Origin of the sequence: Methylocystis sp. Sn-Cys, assembly GCF_016745395.1 — a bacterium.
GTDB classification, from domain to species: domain Bacteria; phylum Pseudomonadota; class Alphaproteobacteria; order Rhizobiales; family Beijerinckiaceae; genus Methylocystis; species Methylocystis iwaonis.
Map to the genome: position 1 here is coordinate 570750 of NZ_JAERVJ010000001.1, position 19459 is coordinate 590208.

A 19459-nucleotide genomic window follows, 5' to 3' on the forward strand; every position below is an offset into this window, starting at 1 on the left:
CGTTCCCAGGATCATTATCCATGGCCGTTCGTCGTCTCGATCCCATCCTCGTCGACCGCATCGCCGCCGGCGAAGTGGTCGAGCGGCCGGCTTCGGCGGTGAAGGAACTGGTCGAGAATGCGCTCGACGCCGGCGCCACGCGCATCGACGTCGCCATCGAAGACGGCGGCCGCAAGCTCATTCGCGTCATCGACGACGGCTGCGGCATGGATGAGCATGATCTGGCGCTCGCCATCGAGCGCCACGCCACCTCCAAAATTCCTGACGGCGATCTCACCCATATTGCGACGCTCGGCTTTCGCGGCGAGGCGCTGCCCTCCATCGCGGCCGTCGCCGACCTCACGATCGATACGCGCGCCAAGGAGGCGCAACACGGTTTTTCCATTCGCGTGGAGGCCGGCGAAAAGCGCGGGCTTATCGCCTCGAGCTGGCCGCGCGGCACGCGGATCGAAGCCCGCGCGCTCTTCGCCGCGACGCCAGCGCGGCTGAAATTCCTGAAAACCGACCGCACGGAGACGGCCGCCGTCGTCGATGTGGTCAAGCGCCTCGCCATGGCGCATCCCGACGTGCGCTTCGCGCTCTCCGCCGACAGCGGCGCGCTCTTCGACTATCCGGCTTGCGGCGCGGATTCCGCTCGCCGCATCGCGCAGGTGCTGGGCGAGGAATTTCGCGCCAACGCCTTCGAGATCGACGCCGAGCGCGAAGGCGTGCGGCTCGTGGGGCTCGCGAGTCTCCCCACCTACAATCGCGGCAATGCGCAGGCGCAATATGTCTATATCAATGGGCGGCCGGTGCGCGACAAGCTCTTCGCCGGCGCCATTCGCGCCGCCTATCTCGATTTTCTCGCGCATGACCGCCATCCTGTCGCTGCGCTTTTCATCGACTGTGATCCGCGCATCGTCGATGTGAACGTGCATCCGGCCAAGGCGGAAGTCCGCTTCGCTGATCCCGGCCTCGTGCGCGGCCTCGTGGTGGGCGCGCTGAAACAGGCGCTCGCCGAGAAGAGCCATCGTAGCGCCAATACCAACGCACGCACGGCGATCGACATGCTCGCACGCTACAACGGCCCGCGCGAGCCGACGCCCTATCGCGCGCCGCCGCCCGCGAATTGGAGCACAGCCAACTCTCCCTATGCGCCGAGCGGTTTCGCCGAGGCGCCGCAAGCGACCTTCGACACCGGCGCGCCCATGGCGCGCGCGCATGAGGCGCCGACAGAGACGCTCGACGACGCGCCGCTCGGCGCCGCGCGCGCGCAATTGCATGAAACCTATATTATCGCGCAGACGCGCGATGGGCTCGTCATCGTCGACCAGCATGCGGCGCATGAGCGGCTCGTCTATGAGAAGCTCAAGAAGCAACGGGCGGAGACGGGCGTCGCGCGGCAGATGCTGCTCATTCCCGTCGTCGTCGATCTCGACGAGGCGCGCATGAATGCACTTTCCGGCGCCTTCGAAGAACTGGCTACGCTGGGCCTTGTGCTCGAGCCCTTCGGGCCCGGCGCCGTCATGGTGCGCGAGGCGCCGGCGGCTTTGGGCGAGGTGAACCACAAGCGGCTTGTCGAAGACATTGCCGATCTCCTGGCCGAAGACGGCGACGCACGTGGCCTTTCCCGGCGTCTCGACCATGTGCTCGCAACCTGCGCCTGCCATCATTCGGTGCGCGCCGGCCGGCGCCTGAGCGCCGCCGAGATGAATGCGCTGCTACGCGAGATGGAGACAACGCCGGGCGCGGCGCAATGCAATCACGGCAGGCCCACTTATGTGGAGCTGAAGCTTTCCGACATAGAGAAGCTTTTCGGACGGAAGTAGCCGTCATTGCGAGCGCAGCGAAGCAATCCAGGGCCGCGGTGGCTGCCCTGGATTGCTTCGTCGCTACGCTCCTCGCAATGACGGAGACTCCGCGTTCCTCTTCAGAACGGGCTTGCGCGGCGTCCGGGTGAAGCGCTTGGGGTCGCCTTCTTTGGCGCGCTTGGTCAGATCGCGCAGCGAGCGCTGACCTTGCTCTGGATTCGCCGTCGCACGCTCGGCGACATAGGCCGTCATTGCGAGCGCAGCAAAGCAATCCAGGGCCGCGATGGCTGCTCTGGATTGCTTCGTCGCTACGCTCCTCGCAATGACGGAGACTCCGCGCTCCACCTCAGCACGGGCTTGCGCGCTGCGGCTGTCTCGTCCACGCGCCGGCGGGGCGCGAGGCGCGGCGCCTGGGTGAAGCGCTTGGCGTCGCCTTCCTTCGCGCGCTTCACCAGATCGCGCAGTGTGGCGATGAAGAGATCGAGCGAGGCTCTCGATTCCGATTCCGTCGGCTCGATCAGCATGGCGCCATGCGCGACGAGCGGGAAATAAATCGTCATCGGATGGTAGCCCTCGTCGATCATCGCCTTGGCGAAATCGAGCGTCGAGACGCCGGTTCCCTTGAGCCAGGCGTCATCGAACAGGACTTCATGCATGCAGAGCCGGTCGCCGAAAGGCTGGCTCATCACGTCGCGCAATGACGCGCGCACATAATTGGCCGACAGCACGGCGTCCTTGGACGCCTGCGCCACGCCGTCGCCGCCATGCGCGAGGAGGTAGGCGAGCGCGCGCACGAACATGCCCATCTGACCATGAAAAGCAGTCATGCGGCCGAAGCTCTGTGTGCCTTCCACATGTTCGACAATCTCGAGCGTTTCGCCGTTACGGCGTACGAAGGGCACGGGCGCGAAGGGCGCCAGCCTTTCGGACAGCACGACCGGGCCCGCGCCCGGACCGCCGCCGCCATGCGGCGTCGAGAAGGTCTTGTGCAGATTGATATGCATGGCGTCGACGCCGAAATCGCCGGGGCGCGCCACGCCGGCGATGGCGTTGAAGTTGGCGCCGTCGCAGTAGAAATAAGCGCCCGCGTCATGAACGGCGTCGGCGATCTCGATGATTTCGCGCTCGAAAAGACCGCAGGTGTTGGGGTTCGTCAGCATGAGCGCCGCAACGTCGGGGCCGAGCGCTTCTCGCACCGCCGCTGCGCGAACCGTTCCATCATCGGCGCCCGGCACGACGCGCACGGAAAAGCCGAGCAGCGCCGCCGTCGCCGGATTGGTGCCATGGGCCGATTGCGGGATCAGCACGACCTTGCGCGTCGCGCCTTCGCCGCGCGCCGCGACGGCAGATTTGATCGCCATCATGCCGCAGAGTTCGCCATGCGCGCCCGCTTTCGGAGAAAGCGCGATCGCCTGCATATTCGTCAGCGTCAGCAGCCAATGCGCAAGTGTCTCCATCAGCTCCAGCGCCCCCTGCACGGAGGACATGGGCTGCAGCGGATGAAGATCGGCGAAGCCCTCCAGCCGCGCGAGCTTTTCGTTCGAACGCGGATTGTGCTTCATCGTGCAGGAGCCGAGCGGATAAAGGCCCGCGTCGATCGAATAGTTCTTGCGCGACAGGCGCACATAATGGCGCATCGTCTCCGGCTCGCTGAGGCCGGGCAGGCCGATGGACCCTTTTCGCTCCAGCCCGCCGAGGCGTGCGGCGAATTGTGGCGGTTCGTCCACGTCGACGCCGGTCGCGTCCGTGCGGCCGATTTCAAAGAGCAAAGGTTCTTCCTGATCGAGCGCGCGATTGCCGGTGAAGGTGTCGGGCGTTTCGTCGTCGATATGAGTGGGGCGGTCGAGCATCTTAAAGAGACCCTTCCAGAGCGGCGACAAAAGCCGCACGATCTTCTGGCGTATTGGTTTCAGTGCAGGCGACGAGCAGCAGATCGTCGAGGCCGGCTTTTGGCAGCAGCCGCGAGACGGGGACGCCTGCGAGCACGCCCTTTGCCGCCATTCTTTCAACAAGCGCGGCGGCGTCGCCTTTCACGCGCAGCGTGAATTCGTTGAAGAAGCTCTTGTTGAGCACGTCGACGCTCGGAACGCGCTCCAGCATTTCCGCCAGCGCGACTGCGTTGGCGTGATTGAGTTTCGCGAGACGCGTGAGGCCTGCTTCGCCGAGCAGCGTCAGATGAATGGTGAAGGCGAGGGCGCACAGGCCCGAATTGGTGCAGATGTTCGACGTCGCCTTGTCGCGGCGGATATGTTGCTCGCGCGTCGAGAGCGTGAGCACGAAAGAACGCCGCCCGTCGGCGTCGACGCTTTCGCCCGCAAGACGCCCCGGCATTTGCCGCACGTAATCGTGCCGCGTGGCGAAGAGTCCGACATAGGGGCCGCCGAAATTCAGCGCATTGCCGATCGATTGGCCTTCGCCGACAACGATGTCGGCGCCCATGGCGCCCGGCGGCGTCAGTAGGCCGAGCGAAACGGCTTCGGTGAAGACCGCGACGAGCAGAGCGCCATAGCGGTGGCAGGTCTCCGCAATCTTCGTTAGATCGCGAAGATTGCCGAAAAAATCCGGCGTCTGCACGACGACGCAGGAAACCGTATCGTCGATTTTCGCGATAAGGTCTTCGGCTCCCGACACATCGGGCGCCATGACGATCGTCTCGTCTTCGGCAAGGCGCGAGACCGTTTGCACGACCTCGGCGTAATGCGGATGAAGACCGCCCGAGAGCAGCGCCTTGCGGCGCTTCGTCAGCCGGTGCGCCATCAGCACGGCTTCCGCCGTCGCCGTCGAACCGTCATACATGGAGGCGTTGGCGACATCCATGCCCGTGAGGAGCGCGACCTGGGTCTGGAACTCGAAGAGCGTTTGCAGCGTGCCCTGCGAAATCTCCGGCTGATAGGGCGTGTAGCTCGTCAGAAACTCCGAGCGCTGGATCAGATGATCGACGCTGGCCGGCACGTGATGCCGATAGGCGCCGGCGCCTATAAAAAAAGGAACGCGCCCCGCGGGCGTATTGCGCGCGGAAAGCTGCGAGAAGATGCGCTCGACCTCCAGCTCCGATTTGTGACGCGGCAGACCGAGCGGTTCTTTCAGCAGCGTCGAGGCCGGCGCGTCCGCGTAGAGGTCTTCTATTTTATCTACGCCGATCGTCGCCAGCATGGTCTTCCGGTCGGCGTCTGACAGCGGGAGATAGCGCATCTCTTGTTCCTTCCGGCGCTACAAGGTCTTCACGAAACCGGCGTAGGCGCCTTCGTCCATCAGCGTTTCAACTTCGCCCGCATTCTCCAGGCGCAGCTTGACGAGCCAGCCGCCGGCGAGCGGATCATCGTTGACGAGCGCGGGCTTTTCGCCGAGTTCCGCGTTCACTTCGACGACTTCGCCGGTAACCGGCGCATAGACTTCGCTCGCGGCTTTCACGCTTTCGACGACAGCGAGCTCCGAGCCTTTGGTGACTTTCTTTCCGATCTTGGGCAGATCGACGAAAACAATGTCGCCGAGCTGCGCCTGCGCATAGTCGGAGATGCCGATGGTCGCGACGTCGCCATCGAGCCGAAGATATTCATGGTCCCTCGTGAAACGCAGCATGGTTCATCCCATCCCATCAGGCTTTGAAGTAGCGATGCGCCACGAAAGGCAGGGGCGCCACATCGACGCCGATGCGGTTGCCGCGCAATTCCGTGGCGAGCGAAACGCCGGGCGCGGCATATTCGCGCGCGACATAGCCCATGGCGATCGGCCGCTGCAGCGTCGGCGAAAATCCGCCGGAGGTGACATGGCCGGCGACTTCGCCGCTTTGTGAAACGAGGATGGCGCCCTCGCGCACCGGCGCTTTGGTCTGCGGCAGGAGTCCGACCCGCAGGCGCGGCGGTCCATTGCGCAAAGCGGCGTCGATGCGCTCGAAGCCGGGGAAGCCGCCTTCCGCGCGCCGCCTTTTGCCAATCGACCAGGAAAGGCCGGCCTCCACCGGGTCGGTGGTCTCGTCGAGATCATGCCCATAGAGCGGCAGTCCGGCCTCCAGCCGCAGCGCGTCGCGCGCGCCCAGCCCCGCCGGCGCCACGCCTTCATTGTCCAGAAGCGCCTTCACGAAAAGCTCGGCGCGGTCGGCGCGCATGGAAATCTCGAAACCGTCCTCGCCCGTATAGCCGGAGCGCGAAACGAAGAAGCTCGACACGCTCTCTTCGAAAGCGCGCCAGCTCATGAAGGGAAGGTCCTCGGCGCCGGGGAGGAGGGCGCCGAGGACGGCCGCCGCGCGCGGCCCTTGCAGGGCGATCAGCGCGCGGTTCAACGGGATGAAGTCGAATTGCGGCAGGCGCTCGCGAATGAGCGCGAAATCATCCGCCTTCCGTGACGCGTTGACGACAATGAGCAGTCGCTCCTCGACGCCCGGCAGCCGCGTCACCATCAAATCGTCGGAAACGCCGCCTTTTTCGTTCAAAAGCTGCGTGTAGCGCATGCGCCCGGGCGCGAGCCCGACGAGGTCGCCGGGCGTGAGGCTTTCGAGCGCGCGCGCAGCGCCCGCGCCGGCAAGGATCGCCTGGCCCATATGCGACACGTCGAACACTCCCGCCTTCTGGCGCGTGTGCAGCGTCTCGGAGACGATGCCCGAGGCATATTGCAGGGGCATGTCATAGCCGGCAAAGGGCGCCATGCGCGCCCCCAGGCTGCGATGCAATGCGTCGAGCGGCAAATGCGCCAGCGGGGCGCCATCGTGGTTGGGCTGAGCGGTCACAAGAGACTCTCCGGCTTCGGGCGTTTGCGCAGCGGGCGGAATCAGGCTCGCGACGCGCCCCCTCTGTCCGGTGACCTGAGAGATTTCCCCGCTTGCCGATAGGCAAGCGAGTTACGCCCTTCGGTGGGCGAAGCGCTTTTGGAGCGCCGCGCCGCTTTCCAGAGTCTATCCTCTCCGCGGTCCTTTTGCCTGAGCGTTTCCGGGGCGGTTTCGCCTTCGGCGCCGGCGCGAGCCGGTCTCTCCCGCGAAAGAGGTTACGACCACAAAGATGTGCTTCCTCCCGCACTGCGTCAAGACGCGGGCGCGCGACATTTTTGATCGTATTTGCGCGGCGAGGGGCAGCGCGGCTATTCTTTGGCCGCCTTTTCCGCGCATGGCCCGCGGCGTCATGCTTTTCTTGGGCTTTCAACCGGGCGCTGTGGCGAATGTGGCGTGAGCAGTTGGACTATTTCTGGGACGGTCGGCGACGGCTCGTCATTGGGTGCTTCGACGGCGCCGAACGCGCGTCGCCGCTTGGCGCGCGCCCCGCGCTGACCGTCATTTCGGCGCGCGACCCCGGTTTCGTGATCGAGCCCACGCTCGTCGATGTGATCGACGCGGCGCGTTGGCGCGCCGGAGTCGTGATTGCCGACATTTCGCTCGAACATCGTTTCGTGCGCCTGCTCGCCGCCGACGGTGAGGAGCTGACGCTTTTTCTGGGCTCGGAGCGCGACCAGCCTCCAGAGGGCGATTATCGCCTGTTGATGACCCTCTTGCCCGAGGGCGGCGGCCCAGATGCGGCCGCCTTCCGGCTCGTTGCGTTTCCGGCGCGCGGCGATATTGAGCGGCTCGCGCGGGAGCAGGCCACGACGGCCGGGCCGCGCCTTGTCTGGGCCTTCGGGCAGCGCCGCGCCTTCGAGCAGAGCGCGGGCGGCGCCCTCGTCGCGCGGCTCGCGCCGGCGCGGCGCATTTTTCCTGCCTATCAGAGCCGGCTGCTGCTGGAGGCGCGCAGGCTCGACATCGAGGCTTCCGCCGACACCCGCGAGGCGCCCTTCGCCATCATGCAGCATTGGCTGCACGAAAATGGCGCGCCGCGCGCCATGCTGCGCCTGCGCATTCCCGATTCTCTGGAGGAGAGCGCGGCGGCGCTCGGCGGCGCCAGCGTCGCGCTCGTCCTCAACCAACGCCGCCGCCTGCGTGGCTGGATGCATGAGCAAAAGCAGGCTGGCGAGCCGGTCATCGACCCGCTGACCTTCGACGACATTCGTGAGGCGACGGGCGACGCGGGCGAATTGCCCGACGCGGTGGAGGCCCGTGACGCCATCGTCGTCGCGAACCTCCTCAACCTTCTGCTCGATCCCGATTCGCCGGAGGCCGACGGCGTCGCCGTGCGGCGCAGCCTCGAGAAAAACGGCGCCGGCGCCGGAGAAACGATCGAGATCGATTTTTACGGGGCGGCGCTCGGCGACGATCTGGGGCTTGTGGCGCCGGCCGCGCGGCAGGGCGACCTCGCCATCGCCCCGGTCGATCCCGGCGGTCCGCTCGTTGCGCGGCTCTTTCGTTTCGAGGCCGATGGGCTCGTTCCCCGGCGCCTTAGTGAGGACGATCCGCTCATCGAAGAGCTGACGCGCCGCGGCGTCCATTCCGTCACCCGCACCAATACGAGCGCCGCGGCCCGCGCCTTCGCCGAACGCGCGGCCGGATTGAAGAGCCGGCGGGAGAAGCTCGTCGCCGGTTTCAACGAGGCGCTGACGCGCGCGGGCTTTTCCACGCGCTTCTCTGCAGCCGGTCTGTGGGACGTGTTCGAGCCTCTACAATTGGCGAGCTTCGTGACGCTCGCGACGCAATCGCCGCCGCCGGCGCGGGCCGCGCTGCAAGAGATGGGCGCTTATGGCGCCTATGGCGTCGATCCGGCGCTGGCGACGGCGCTCATGCGCGGCGGAGCGCTGGCGCAGGGCGCGCGCGTTGTCGCGGACCCACGTGGCGGCGCGTCGCTCGCCGCGCGCTACGCCGCTGCTTGCGGCGCCGAGGGAATGACGCCCCCTGGCCTAGACGCAATGTCGCAAGTCGCCGCGCTCGGCGTTTTGATCCGGGAAGAGGATATGCCGTTTTTGCGCGCTGCGCGTATCGGCTTGTCTGTAGACCCGGTTGTCCGGCGCGCCGCCTCTGTCGCCGCCCGGCGCCTTGAGGATTTGACGGCGGTCGAAAGCGCCATCGCCCATTTCGAGAAATCGCGCGACCTCGAGAGCGCCTCGGCGCTTTCGGAATATCTCGCCGCCCGCCGCGCCGGCCGCTGGATTTCCGCGGCCTCGGCGCCGGCGCTTGCGTCGCTTCTGGCCCGCGCCGATGTGGCGCGCGAGGAGGAGCAGACCCGCGTCGCCGTCGGCATGACCGCCGCAGCCGCGGCGCCGCCGACGGCGACTATTGCGCCGCCGGCCCGGCCCGAGAAGCCCAAGGGCTTCTTGCGGCGGCTGTTCGGCGGATAGTTCTCGAGCCTGCGTGAACACGCCGCTCCCCCGGCGTAGCCGCGGCCGTCATTGCGAGGAGCGTAAGCGACGAAGCAATCCAGGGCGGCGACCGCGGCTCTGGATTGCTTCGCTTCGCTCGCAATGACGGCGACATGCTTTCTCGCCGCGGCTGAATGTAGGTTTGTTACAGTTTGTCCTTCAGTTTTTTCGCGTCCGCTTCCACGGCGCGCCATGCGTTCCGAAGCTTGGTCACGAACGACTCGCTCGGCGCTTTCTTGCAGTCGTCGATAATCATCGGCACGACTTTTTCCGTGCCCTCGATGTCGACGACGGAATCGGGCTTGCCGCTTTTGGCCTTGGCCGTCGCCCAATAGACGACCTTGGGCTGGAAGTCGTCCTGGACAGCGAGAAACTCCTCACAGGTCCATTTAGCGACCGGCTTTTTCGTGTCGGCGACGGCCGCCTGGGCGGCGAGGACGCAAGAAGCGAGAAGGAAATAACGTAGCTTCATGAGACGCTCCGGGAATAGCGTTGAGGAAAACTGCGACGCGAGGAGTGACCGAGCTCGGTCACCCCGCATATCCGAGCATAAGCGGAAGACAACGACAATCGCGCGGGCGATCGGTTCACGCGCCGCGCGGGAGAAGGGTTCGGACTGAGTTAACGTCGCGTTGACGCGCCGCTGGCAGCCGAGATCGTTTACGTTGTCCTTACCGCGATTGCGAAGAGCGAGGTTGAACGACGTCTCGGCCGTGTTAGCTTGCCGGGCCCAGCCTGAGCTGGTCTCTCCTAATCTCGCTCCGATTCTTCCTGAATGAGGCGCCAATGATTTTGTCCAAGAAACTGTCGCTCGCCGGCCTGGCCTTTTTGGGCCTGGCGCTCGTCCCGGCCAACGCGCTTGCGCAGACGGCGACTGTCGGCACGCTGCAATGTCATCTCTCGGGTGGGGTCGGCATGATCCTGGTAGAAAACCAGGTGGCCGACTGCGTCTATAAAGGCCAATCTGCGCCGCCGCAGCACTATATCGGCCGGCTCACCAACGTGGGCGCGAATATCGGGATCAGCGGCCCTGGTGAAATGATATGGGAAGTTGTGACCGCGACCAATAAGGTCGGTCCGGGCGCTTTGGCCGGCGATTACGCGGGCGCGCAGGGATCAGTGGCGGTCGGCGCCGGGGTCGGCGGCGCCGTGCTGGTCGGCGGCTCCAGCAATTCCATTTCGCTGCAGCCGATTTCCGTTTCCGCCGATACGGGGCTTAATCTCTCGGCCGGCATTGGCAATCTCAATCTGCAATATATGCCGGTGACGCCGCCGCCGCCGTTCAAGCTGCTGAAGCTGAAAAAGGCTCACTAATCAGCCTCCGAAAGCAGCAGCGCCGCTCGCATGGACTCATGCGAGCGGCGCTTGTTTTTTGAGTATAGCGCCCGCCGCTGTTGGCTGGGCCCGCTGTCATTCCCGACGCTCGCGAAGCGAGCGATCGGGAATCCAGAGCAGAACCAGCGCTTTTGTGGCTCTGGATTCCCGGTCGGGCTTTCAGCCCGCCGGGAATGACATTCCCCAATGCGCGCTGTTCAAACGGAAATAGTATCAGCGGTCGCGCGGCGGCAGGACCGGGAGAACGATGTCGGGCTGCTTCCCCGTCAGCGTCTTCAGGAAAGCCACGATTTTCGTCGTCTCGTCGTCGGAGAGCTTCGCGCCGAGCTGCGCCTCCGCCATCACCGCCACCGCTTTCCTCAGATCGAAGGTCGAGCCTGTGTGGAAATAGGGCGGGGTCATTTCGACGTTGCGCAACGACGCAACCTTGAACACGTAACGGTCCGCGTTGTTCTTGGTCACTGCGTAGCGGCCGGCGTCCTCGGGCGGCAGATATTCGGGGCCGGGATTCGCGACGACGCCGAATTTGGCGTAGCTCGCCCCGCCGATGTTCACGCCATTGTGGCAAGCGGCGCAGCCCTTGTTGATGAAGAGCTCGAGGCCGGCCTTTTGCGTGTCGTCGAGCGCCGCGTCGTCTCCGGTCAGCCAGCGATCGAAGGCGGAATCGGGGGTGATCAGCGTCGCTTCGAAGACCGCGATCGCTTTGCCGATATTGTTGTAGACGAGAGGGTCGGCTTCGCCGGGGAAGGCCGTCTTGAAAGCCTCGACATACGAAGGCACGGTCTTGAGCTGATCGATTTCATGCTGCTTGGTGGCGGCGAGCTCGATCGGATTGATCGCCATGGGCCCGCCGCGCGTCTTCAGCACGGCCTTGGGATTGGCCATGACCGAATTGACGACCTGGTCCTGCAGATCAGCCGCGCGGCCGTCCCAATATAGGGATTTGTTGAAGACGGCGTTGAGCACCGTCTGCACGTCGCGCCCCGCGAGCTGGCTGCTGGCGATCGTGTCGACGCCGCTCATGCTGAGGTTGTGGCAGGTGGCGCAGGCCATGTCCCGGTGCTCGGACAGGCGCGTCTCGAAGTAAAGCATCTTGCCGAGCGCGAGCTTTTCCGGCGTCGCCGGATTGTTGGGGAACGCCGGCGCGGTCTTGGGAATCGGCTCGAACAGGCCCTTTGCCTGATCGCGCAAGGCGCCCTCGGCATGAGCGGTGCCGGCGCCGACCGACAAAAGAGCAAAGATCGAGGCGATGAGGGAATGACGCATGTTCGGGCCCACCTCCTTGGAAAGGAAATCGCTCTATAGCACAGCTCTTTCCTTGCGCCTTATTGGCTCGCCCATAAAATCCGCGCCATCCAGCTCACGTCCTCGCGCGGCACGACGCGGTCGGGATAGGCTGGATTGATCGAGCGCAATTCGATCGAGCGCGCCGTCTGGCGTTTGAGCTCCTTGGCCATGATCTCGCCGGCGGTCGTCTTCACTACGACGCGGTCGCCGCGGCGAATTGGCGCAGCGGGCGAGACGATGACGATGTCGCCCTCGCGATAGAGCGGCGCCATCGAGTCGCCGGCAATCTCCAGCGCATAAGAGTGCTCGTCGGCCTCGGCGAGAATGTCGATCTCGTCCCAGCCGGCGCCCACGGCAAACCCTGAGTCGTCGAAAAAGCCGCCCGCGCCGGCCTGCGCCATGCCGATCAGCGGGCGGGTGTAGCGCCGCGCTTCGCCGCTCGCCGAGACCAGCGCCATGAAGTCGTCGAGGCTCGCGCCCGTCGCCTGCAGAACCTTGGCGATCGATTCGGTCGAGGGCCAGCGCTGGCGCCCCGTAGCCGTCTCGCGCTTGGAGCGGTTGAAGGTCGTCGGATCGAGCCCCGCCTTGCGCGCGAGGCCGGAGGGCGTGAGCCCATAGCGCTCGCCGAGCGCGTCTATGGCCGCCCAAATCTGGGCGTGGGAGAGAATGTCCGTCATGGCGCGACCGGGTTGGGGAAAGGATGGTTCCTGTAATAGGAATATATCCTTGTCTCTGCGCGCCGCAAATAGGAAAATTATCAGGAAGAACGGCGGCTTGGGGCCGCCCTACGCCTCCTCCTCCGCCTCTTTCGCCGGTCGGCCGGAGATACGGCGCCGCGCCTGCTCGCGTTTTATCTTATTGCGTCTTTCCGTCTGACGGGCGCGCGCTTCTTCGCCCGTGGGCTGGAGGATCTTGCGGTATTCGTCGCGCTTCTCGTGGATGGAGGCGATCACATAGCCCATGGGCACGCCGACATCGACGAGCACCGTCTCCGCAAGCTGCAGGCTCGCCTCGATCGTCTCGGGGATGGCGTCGCTGGCGCCGAGCGCATAGAGCGTCGTGGCGTGGCGCGCGTCGCGGGCGCGGGCGACGATGATCAGATCGGTCCTGATCTCGCCGGCGATACGCACGATCTCCTCGACCGCCGCCGCGTTCTCGATGGTCACGACGAGGGCGCGCGCCTGCTCCAGGCCGCAGCGCATCAGGAAGTCCTTGCGCGCGGCGTTGCCCCAATAAATCTCGACGCCTTTCGCGCGCGCGTCGGTGACGATGGAGACGAGATTTTCCACCGCGACGAAAGGCACATTGTGGCGCGACAGCATGTCGCCGACCAGGCTGCCGACGCGCCCATAGCCCACGATCAGGACGCGGCCTTCGGCGACGGCGTTTTCCGGCTCGAGATGCGCGAATTTCGTTTCATCGCTTGCGCGCTCGGCGGATTGCGAGAGCCGCGCGCCGAGGCGCCCCAGAAAGGGAATGAAGAAGATGCTCAGCGTCACCACGACCATGGTCTCGGCGCCATTGTGGCCGGGCAGGACGCCGGCGAGCATGGCGGAGGTGAGAAGCGCGAAGGCGAATTCGCCGCCGGGCGCGAGCAGCAAGGCGGCTTCGGCCGAGGCCCGCCAGTCGATGCGGAACAAGAGCGCGAGCGCGAAGATGATCGCCGCCTTCACCGCAATGAGCCCCAGCGTATGGATGATCGTCGGCGCCGGGTCGGCGACGACCGCGCCAATGTCGAGCCCCGCGCCCACGGAGACGAAGAAAAGGCCGAGCAGCAAGCCTTTGAACGGCTCGATCGTCACCTCGATCTCGCGACGGAACTCCGTCTCCGCGAGCAGCAGGCCGGCGACGAAGGCGCCGAGGCCCATGGAGAGGCCGGCCGAAGCCGTCACCAGCGCTTCGCCCACGATCACCAGCAGACAGGCGGCGACGAAAAGCTCCGCCAATTGCGCCGCGGCGACGAGACGGAACAGCGGCCGCAGCAACAGCCGGCCGAAAATGATGAGGCCGGCAAGCGCGACGAAGGCGGGCAGGAGAGTGTAGACGGCTTGAAGCGCGTTGAAGCCATTTTTGGCTTCGGCCAGGACGGTGACGAAGAACAACGCCGGCGCCACCATCAAATCCTGCAGCAGCAGCACCGAAAAAGCGACGCGCCCCGGCGATTTATTGATGCGCCGTCCTTCGGAGAGCACCGGCATCACCACTGCCGTCGAGGACATGGCGAGGGCGACGCCCATCAGGATCGAGGGCGCGGCGTCGACGCCGAACCAATAGCGCCCGACAAGCGCCAGTATCGTCGTGCAAACGGCGACCTGGGCAAGCCCCAGGCCGAAAACGAGCCGCCGCAAGCGTACGAGGCGCTCCCAGGAAAGCTCCAGCCCGATCATGAAGAGCAGGAAGACGAGCCCGAATTCGGCGAGCCGCCCGACGCCTTCGACATCGGCGATGGTGAAATAGCCGAGCCATCCGTAGCGCTCGGCGATGCTGCCGAGCCCATGCGGCCCGAGCGCCGCGCCGGCAAGGAGGAAGCCCAGCACCGGGCTGACTCGCAGCCGATGGAACAAAGGCACGACCACGCCCGCGGTGGTGAGAAAGACGAGCGCCTCGCGGTAGGATTCGAGATGTAACGGATTCTCGCCCACGCAGCCTCCCGACGCCCGATGATTCGATGAAGCGAATGTAAAGGCGATGGCGCGTTTTGCGAGACGAATGAAGCAGAAACTATGCTGTTGGAGTGCACAAAAAAACGCCGCCTTTCAAAAAGGCGGCACCAGAGTGCATACAAATGGCGATGACGCCCCTCGTGCTTCGAGACGCCTGCTGCGCAGGCTCCTCAGCATGAGGGGCTTCTGCATCGGCGCAAGCAAGACATTTAGGCCTCATCCTGAGGAGCGAGCGCAGCTCGCGTCTCGAAGGACGAGGCCGCCTCGGAAGCTAACCCGCGAACCGGCGCCGCCCGTCTTGGCCGATTATTCCGCGCTGGCGGCCCTTGCTTCCTTCGCGTGCGGCTCGAGCGCGGCCTGCGGCTTGGTCGCGGGCGCAGCGCTGACGCGGGTCCAGGTTTCGCCGCTGCAGAGAATGCCCCAGAGACAACCTTTCAGCCGCAACTCATTTGCCGATTTGATGGTGATCGAGCCATCGTAGGTCTTGCCGTCCTGCGCATTATAAAGCTTGCCCTTCCATTCGTTGGGCCCGCTCTTGGTGGCGCCGCGCAAGATCACCGTGCCGATGGATTTCTGATCCTCGGCCTTCTCGACGGAAATGAGCTTGGCGCACAGTTGCGCGCCGCAGTCGTAGAAGCTGAATTGCTCTCCCCCTTCCGGGCGCAGCCAGACGCCGTGCGGATCGTTGGGATCATGGGGGGCGACCGCTCCCGCCGGCGCGGCGAGAAGCGCCAAGGCGGCGGCTGCGGGCACAAGACGCGTGAAGAGATCGAAGACTGGGATACGCTTCATGTCGATCGCTCCTTACTCGTGGCGATGAGGGAAGCGTCTCTCTTCAAATGGGCAAATCTTCGACCGCAATGAGACGTGGACTGGACGGTCCGTCGCAAGCTGCGGCGTTATCCTGAGCGGCTCCTATTGCTGCACAAGGCGCCGATAGACATCGAGAGTCGCGCGCTGCATCTGTTCGATCGAGAATCGGCTCTGCACATTGTCGCGGGCGCGCAGCATCAATTCGTCGCGCGCCGAAGCCGTCAAAGACAGCGCTTCGCCGATCGCGCGCGCGAGGGCGACGGGATCGCCCGGCGGCACGCGCCAGCCTGTCGCCTGATGGCGCGGCGTCTGCGGCGGCGCTTGCACGATCTCGGGAGAGGCGCCGATGTCGGAAACGACGACCGGCGCGCCCATCGCCTGGGCTTCGATAGCGACGCGGCCGAAGGCTTCGGGCTCGATGGAGGGCGCGACGACGGCGGCGGCGGCGAGATAGGCTGCGGGCATGTCGTCGCAATGGCCGGCGTTGCGGACCAGATCCGAAACCCCGGCCCGCTGGATCTGCGTTTCGATCGCCTGGCGGAAATTCTCACTGTGGGGATCGCCGACGAAGAGAATGCGAATGTCGCTCATATCGCTCGCTGCGAGGCGCTTGGCCGCCTCGATCATCACTGCATGGCCTTTGCGCGCGGCCAGCCGCGCGGGCAGCAGCACGACGCGCTCATGCGCCGCCACATTCCATTGCGCGCGCAGCCTCTGAACGCGGGAGGGCGATACGGCGTTGGGCGAAAAGACGCGCAGGTCGGCGCCGCGCGGAATGACTACGACACGTTCGCTGGCGTCCGGATGCAATTGGCGAATACGCTGCGCCGCGAATTCGGAAATGGCGATGACCGTGTCGCCTGTCGCCATGACCGCGTTGTAGCGCAGCTTGATCGGCGAGGATCCATAGTAGGCGCTGTGGTAGGTCGTGACGAATTTGGCGCCGGTCTGGCGCGTGGCGTAATAAGCGACCCAGGCGGGCGCCCGCGAACGCGCGTGGACGATGTCGACGCCCTCGTCGCGGAGAATGCGGGCGAGCTGCACGGAGTTGAGCGCCATGGCGAATGGGTTCTTCGTCGCCGCCGGGAAGGGAATCCAGATTCCGCCCTTGGATTGCAGCTCGCTGACCATGCGGCCGCCGCGCGAGGCGACGAGACAGCGTCCCCCGGCGAGCGCGAGCGCTTCCGCCATATCGATCGTGGCGCGCTCCGCGCCGCCCGATTGAAGGTCGGGGACAATCTGCAGCACCGTTCTCCCGACCAGCGATTGGTCGGCGGCGGGGGCTTTGGGAGGGGCGAGCGTTTGCGGCATCAGGGGGCGGGCGACCAGTTCCAACTTCGTGAGGCCGCATTCTCTTACGGGATTATTTACCAACTATGAGCAAATGGCGGCAAAACAAGCGCGGAGCGAGAACGCGCGTCGCCGCATCGACGAAAAGAAGAGATGAGCTTGATCCCGACCCCGACGCAAACCGACTTCCTCCATGTAGCCAATCCCGCCGGCGGCCCGCCCTGGCGCATCGCAAGGCGGCTGCGAAAACCGACCCACGCGGGGATCGCCGCGCCGGGAATCGTCTGGCTCGGGGGCTTTGCGTCCGATATGGCCTCCACCAAGGCGAGCTATCTCGACGCATGGGCGTGCGAGAGGGGGCGCGCCTTTCTGCGATTCGATTATTCGGGCCATGGCGAATCGGGCGGACGGTTCGAAGATGGCTGCATCGGCGATTGGCTGGAGCAGACCGCCGCGGTCTTCCTGCAATCGACGCAAGGTCCCCAGATCGTGGTCGGCAGCTCGATGGGCGGATGGCTCGCGCTGCTTCTGGCGCGCCGTCTCGCTGAAAGAGGCGAGGAGCGCCGCCTTGCCGGCCTTATCCTAATTGCGCCCGCCGTCGATTTCACGGAAGCGCTCATCTGGGCCAATCTCGACGCGGCGGCGCGCCGCGACATCATCGAGAAGGGGGCGTGGCGCCGCCTGTCCGACTATGCGCCCGACCCCACGCCGATCACGCGCCGGCTGATCGAGGATGGGCGCAATCATCTCCTGCTCGGCGGCATTATTCGCGCCTACGCGCCCGTGCATATTCTGCAAGGCATGGCGGACCCGGACGTGCCCTGGCGTCACGCAATGACCCTCGTTGAACATCTCTCGGCCGATCCGGTGACGCTGACCTTCGTCGCCGACGGCGACCACCGCCTGTCGCGCCCGCAGGATCTCGCGCAACTTGGCGCGGCTCTCGAGCTGATGAGCGCCCCGGCGGCGGAAACGGGGGCGAGATAGCGAGCCAGTAGCAAGCGCTCATATTTCGGGCCTTGACAGTCCCGGCCCGCGCCTCGATGGTGCCGAACAATTCGTTCGGCATATCGAACGTGGGGATCGTTTTGACTCAATCTCAGCAGGCGAAGGACGACGACGGCGCCCCGCCGATCCTGGCCCCCTGCGCAAATGGGGCAAACGGCAAGCCGCACGGCAAAAGCGTCGTTTTCCCAATGGATCACGCGCTCGTCACCGACGGCGGCCGGAGCATTGCGCCGCTCGCTATCGGTTACGAGACCTATGGCGAATTGAACGCCGACCGCAGCAACGCCATCCTACTCTGCCACGCGCTCACCGGCGACCAATATGCCGCGGGCGTCCATCCCGTCACCGGCAAGCCCGGCTGGTGGGACGCCTTGGTCGGTCCCGGCAAGCCCTTCGACACGGAGCGATATTTCATCATTTGCTCCAATGTCGTCGGCGGCTGTATGGGCACGACGGGGCCTTCCTCGACGAATTCGTCGACCGGCAAGCCTTATGGCCTCGATTTTCCGGTGGTGACTATCCGCGACATGGTGCGCGCTCAGGCGATGCTGATCGATCATCTCGGCATCGAGACGCTCTTCTGCGTGGCGGGCGGCTCGATGGGCGGCATGCAGGTGCTGCAATGGGCGGCGAGCTATCCCGATCGCGTTTTTTCCGCCATGCCGATCGCGACGGCGGCGAAACATTCGGCGCAAAACATCGGCTTCAACGAGGTCGGCCGCCAGGCCGTGATGGCCGACCCGGATTGGCGGGCCGGCCGTTATCTCGAGCAGGGCGTGCGCCCCGAAAAGGGTCTCGCCGTGGCGCGCATGTCGGCGCATATCACCTATCTTTCGGAAGCCGCGCTGCAGCGCAAATTCGGCCGCAAGCTGCAGGACCGCTCCGCCCCGACATTCTCTTTTGACGCCGATTTTCAGGTCGAAAGCTATCTGCGCTATCAGGGCGTCGCCTTCGTCGAGCGCTTCGACGCCAATTCCTATCTTTTCGTGACGCGCGCCTGCGATTATTTCGATCTCGCGGCAGACTATGGCGGCTCTCTGGCGAAAGCCTTCAAAGACACTAAGACGCGTTTCTGCGTCGTCTCTTTCACCTCCGACTGGCTTTATCCGACCTCCGATTCGCGCGCCGTCGTGCATGCGCTGAATGCGGGCGGCGCTTCGGTTTCCTTCGTCGAGATCGAATCGGACAAAGGCCACGACGCCTTTTTGCTGCACGAGCCGATGTTCATCGCGACGACGCGCGGCTTCCTCGAATCGGCCGCCGTCGCGCGCGGGCTGAAGGCGCGGCCATGACCCTCACTCAACATCCTCGCCTCGATCATCTACTCATCGCCGACATGGTGGAGCCGGGCGCCCGCGTGCTCGACGTCGGCTGCGGCGACGGCGCGCTTTTGCAGCTTCTGGCGCGGGCGAAGAATGTCGACGGACGCGGCGTGGAACTTTCGCAGCGCGGCGTGAACGAATGCGTCGCCAAGGGATTGTCGGTCATCCAGGGCGACGCGGACACGGATCTTGCGGATTATCCCAATGACGGCTTCGACTATGTGATTCTGTCGCAGACATTGCAGGCGACGCGCCATCCGCGGGAGGCGCTCGGCAATATGCTGCGCATCGGCCGCCGCGCCATCGTCTCTTTCCCTAATTTCGGCTATTGGCGCGTGCGCGTCCAGCTCGCCTTTCGCGGCCGCATGCCGGTGACCGGCAATTTATCCTATAGCTGGCACGACACGCCGAACATTCATTTGTGTACAATCCGCGACTTCGTGGAGCTTGTTGACAATCTCGGCGCCCATATCGAACGCGGCTTTGCGCTCGATCACGCGGGCGCGCCGATTCGCGTCAATGCGCCTTGGTGGGTTTGGAATCTGATGGGCGAACAAGCGATTTTCCTTTTGGAACGCGACGCTCCTTCCGAGTAATGCTGCATTGCCATTGTATTTTTTTACGGCTGTGCGACGGTTTGTCCCGTGCGCTCGGCTCTGAATCGCGCTAGCCTGCTTTTGCTTGATCTGATCGGCCCCATTGCATTTGAGCTGGCGGCTCCGGAGCAATCTTCGACAAAACC

General features: G+C 65.1%; 16 protein-coding genes and 1 riboswitch. Of the genes, 6 read left to right on the plus strand and 10 right to left on the minus strand.

All coding sequences use genetic code 11. The features are described 5' to 3' along the window. Positions 1–20 precede the first annotated feature (20 nt). Entirely contained in the window at positions 21–1808 is a 1788-nt protein-coding gene (gene mutL / locus JJT62_RS02620; RefSeq protein WP_202071115.1) for a DNA mismatch repair endonuclease MutL, read from the plus strand. Between the two features lie 290 nt (positions 1809–2098). Here mutL and gcvPB read toward each other — a convergent pair whose 3' ends face one another. From gcvPB to gcvT, 4 genes are read right to left on the minus strand one after another with little or no spacing between them, the layout of a single operon-like run. Further along, the gene (gene gcvPB, locus JJT62_RS02625) at positions 2099–3640 is read right to left on the minus strand and encodes an aminomethyl-transferring glycine dehydrogenase subunit GcvPB (protein WP_202071116.1); all 1542 of its coding nucleotides are present in this window, start codon (positions 3638–3640) and stop codon (positions 2099–2101) included. A gap of 1 nt (position 3641) precedes the next feature. Next, positions 3642–4982: an aminomethyl-transferring glycine dehydrogenase subunit GcvPA gene (gcvPA, locus tag JJT62_RS02630; protein ID WP_202071117.1), complete on the minus strand. Its 1341-nt coding sequence runs from the start codon at positions 4980–4982 to the stop codon at positions 3642–3644. An 18-nt stretch (positions 4983–5000) separates the two neighbouring features. Continuing rightward, a complete protein-coding gene (gene gcvH, locus JJT62_RS02635) occupies positions 5001–5369 on the minus strand; it encodes a glycine cleavage system protein GcvH (RefSeq protein WP_202071118.1) in 369 nt (122 codons plus the stop codon). A 16-nt stretch (positions 5370–5385) separates the two neighbouring features. After that, on the minus strand, positions 5386–6513 hold the full coding sequence (gene gcvT / locus JJT62_RS02640; protein ID WP_202071119.1) for a glycine cleavage system aminomethyltransferase GcvT: 1128 nt from the start codon (positions 6511–6513) through the stop codon (positions 5386–5388). 167 nt (positions 6514–6680) lie between these two features. Beyond that, positions 6681–6768: riboswitch (glycine riboswitch) on the minus strand. Between the two features lie 170 nt (positions 6769–6938). Here gcvT and JJT62_RS02645 point away from each other — a divergent pair. Beyond that, positions 6939–8978, plus strand: coding sequence for a hypothetical protein (locus tag JJT62_RS02645; protein WP_202071120.1), 2040 nt, complete (start codon positions 6939–6941; stop codon positions 8976–8978). 166 nt (positions 8979–9144) lie between these two features. Here JJT62_RS02645 and hdeA read toward each other — a convergent pair whose 3' ends face one another. Next, positions 9145–9471, minus strand: coding sequence for an acid-activated periplasmic chaperone HdeA (gene hdeA / locus JJT62_RS02650; protein WP_202071121.1), 327 nt, complete (start codon positions 9469–9471; stop codon positions 9145–9147). Positions 9472–9785: 314 nt separating this feature from the next. Here hdeA and JJT62_RS02655 point away from each other — a divergent pair, with 314 nt between their 5' ends. Next, positions 9786–10313 carry a DUF992 domain-containing protein gene (locus tag JJT62_RS02655; RefSeq protein ID WP_202071122.1) on the plus strand — a complete coding sequence of 176 codons (528 nt, stop codon included), beginning with the start codon at positions 9786–9788 and terminating at the stop codon, positions 10311–10313. A gap of 234 nt (positions 10314–10547) precedes the next feature. On the opposite strand, the gene JJT62_RS02660 is transcribed toward JJT62_RS02655, so the two are convergent. The 5 genes from JJT62_RS02660 to JJT62_RS02680 form a co-directional block, all read right to left on the minus strand. Continuing rightward, on the minus strand, positions 10548–11600 hold the full coding sequence (locus JJT62_RS02660; RefSeq protein WP_202071123.1) for a cytochrome-c peroxidase: 1053 nt from the start codon (positions 11598–11600) through the stop codon (positions 10548–10550). Positions 11601–11659: 59 nt separating this feature from the next. Then, a complete protein-coding gene (locus JJT62_RS02665) occupies positions 11660–12298 on the minus strand; it encodes a helix-turn-helix transcriptional regulator (protein WP_202071124.1) in 639 nt (212 codons plus the stop codon). Positions 12299–12406: 108 nt separating this feature from the next. Then, positions 12407–14263: a cation:proton antiporter gene (locus JJT62_RS02670; protein ID WP_202071125.1), complete on the minus strand. Its 1857-nt coding sequence runs from the start codon at positions 14261–14263 to the stop codon at positions 12407–12409. Between the two features lie 327 nt (positions 14264–14590). Continuing rightward, positions 14591–15076, minus strand: a complete 486-nt coding sequence (locus JJT62_RS02675; RefSeq protein WP_202071126.1) for a DUF2147 domain-containing protein — start codon at positions 15074–15076, stop codon at positions 14591–14593. A 123-nt stretch (positions 15077–15199) separates the two neighbouring features. Beyond that, positions 15200–16408, minus strand: a complete 1209-nt coding sequence (locus JJT62_RS02680) for a glycosyltransferase family 4 protein (protein WP_202071517.1) — start codon at positions 16406–16408, stop codon at positions 15200–15202. Between the two features lie 132 nt (positions 16409–16540). Here JJT62_RS02680 and JJT62_RS02685 point away from each other — a divergent pair, with 132 nt between their 5' ends. The 3 genes from JJT62_RS02685 (at position 16541) to metW (ending at position 19313) form a co-directional block, all read left to right on the plus strand. Next, on the plus strand, positions 16541–17374 hold the full coding sequence (locus JJT62_RS02685; protein WP_202071127.1) for a carboxylesterase: 834 nt from the start codon (positions 16541–16543) through the stop codon (positions 17372–17374). Between the two features lie 209 nt (positions 17375–17583). Further along, positions 17584–18687 carry a homoserine O-acetyltransferase gene (locus JJT62_RS02690; protein WP_246744712.1) on the plus strand — a complete coding sequence of 368 codons (1104 nt, stop codon included), beginning with the start codon at positions 17584–17586 and terminating at the stop codon, positions 18685–18687. Then, entirely contained in the window at positions 18684–19313 is a 630-nt protein-coding gene (gene metW, locus JJT62_RS02695) for a methionine biosynthesis protein MetW (RefSeq protein ID WP_202071128.1), read from the plus strand. Before JJT62_RS02690 ends, metW begins: the two co-directional genes overlap by 4 nt. Positions 19314–19459 lie beyond the last annotated feature (146 nt).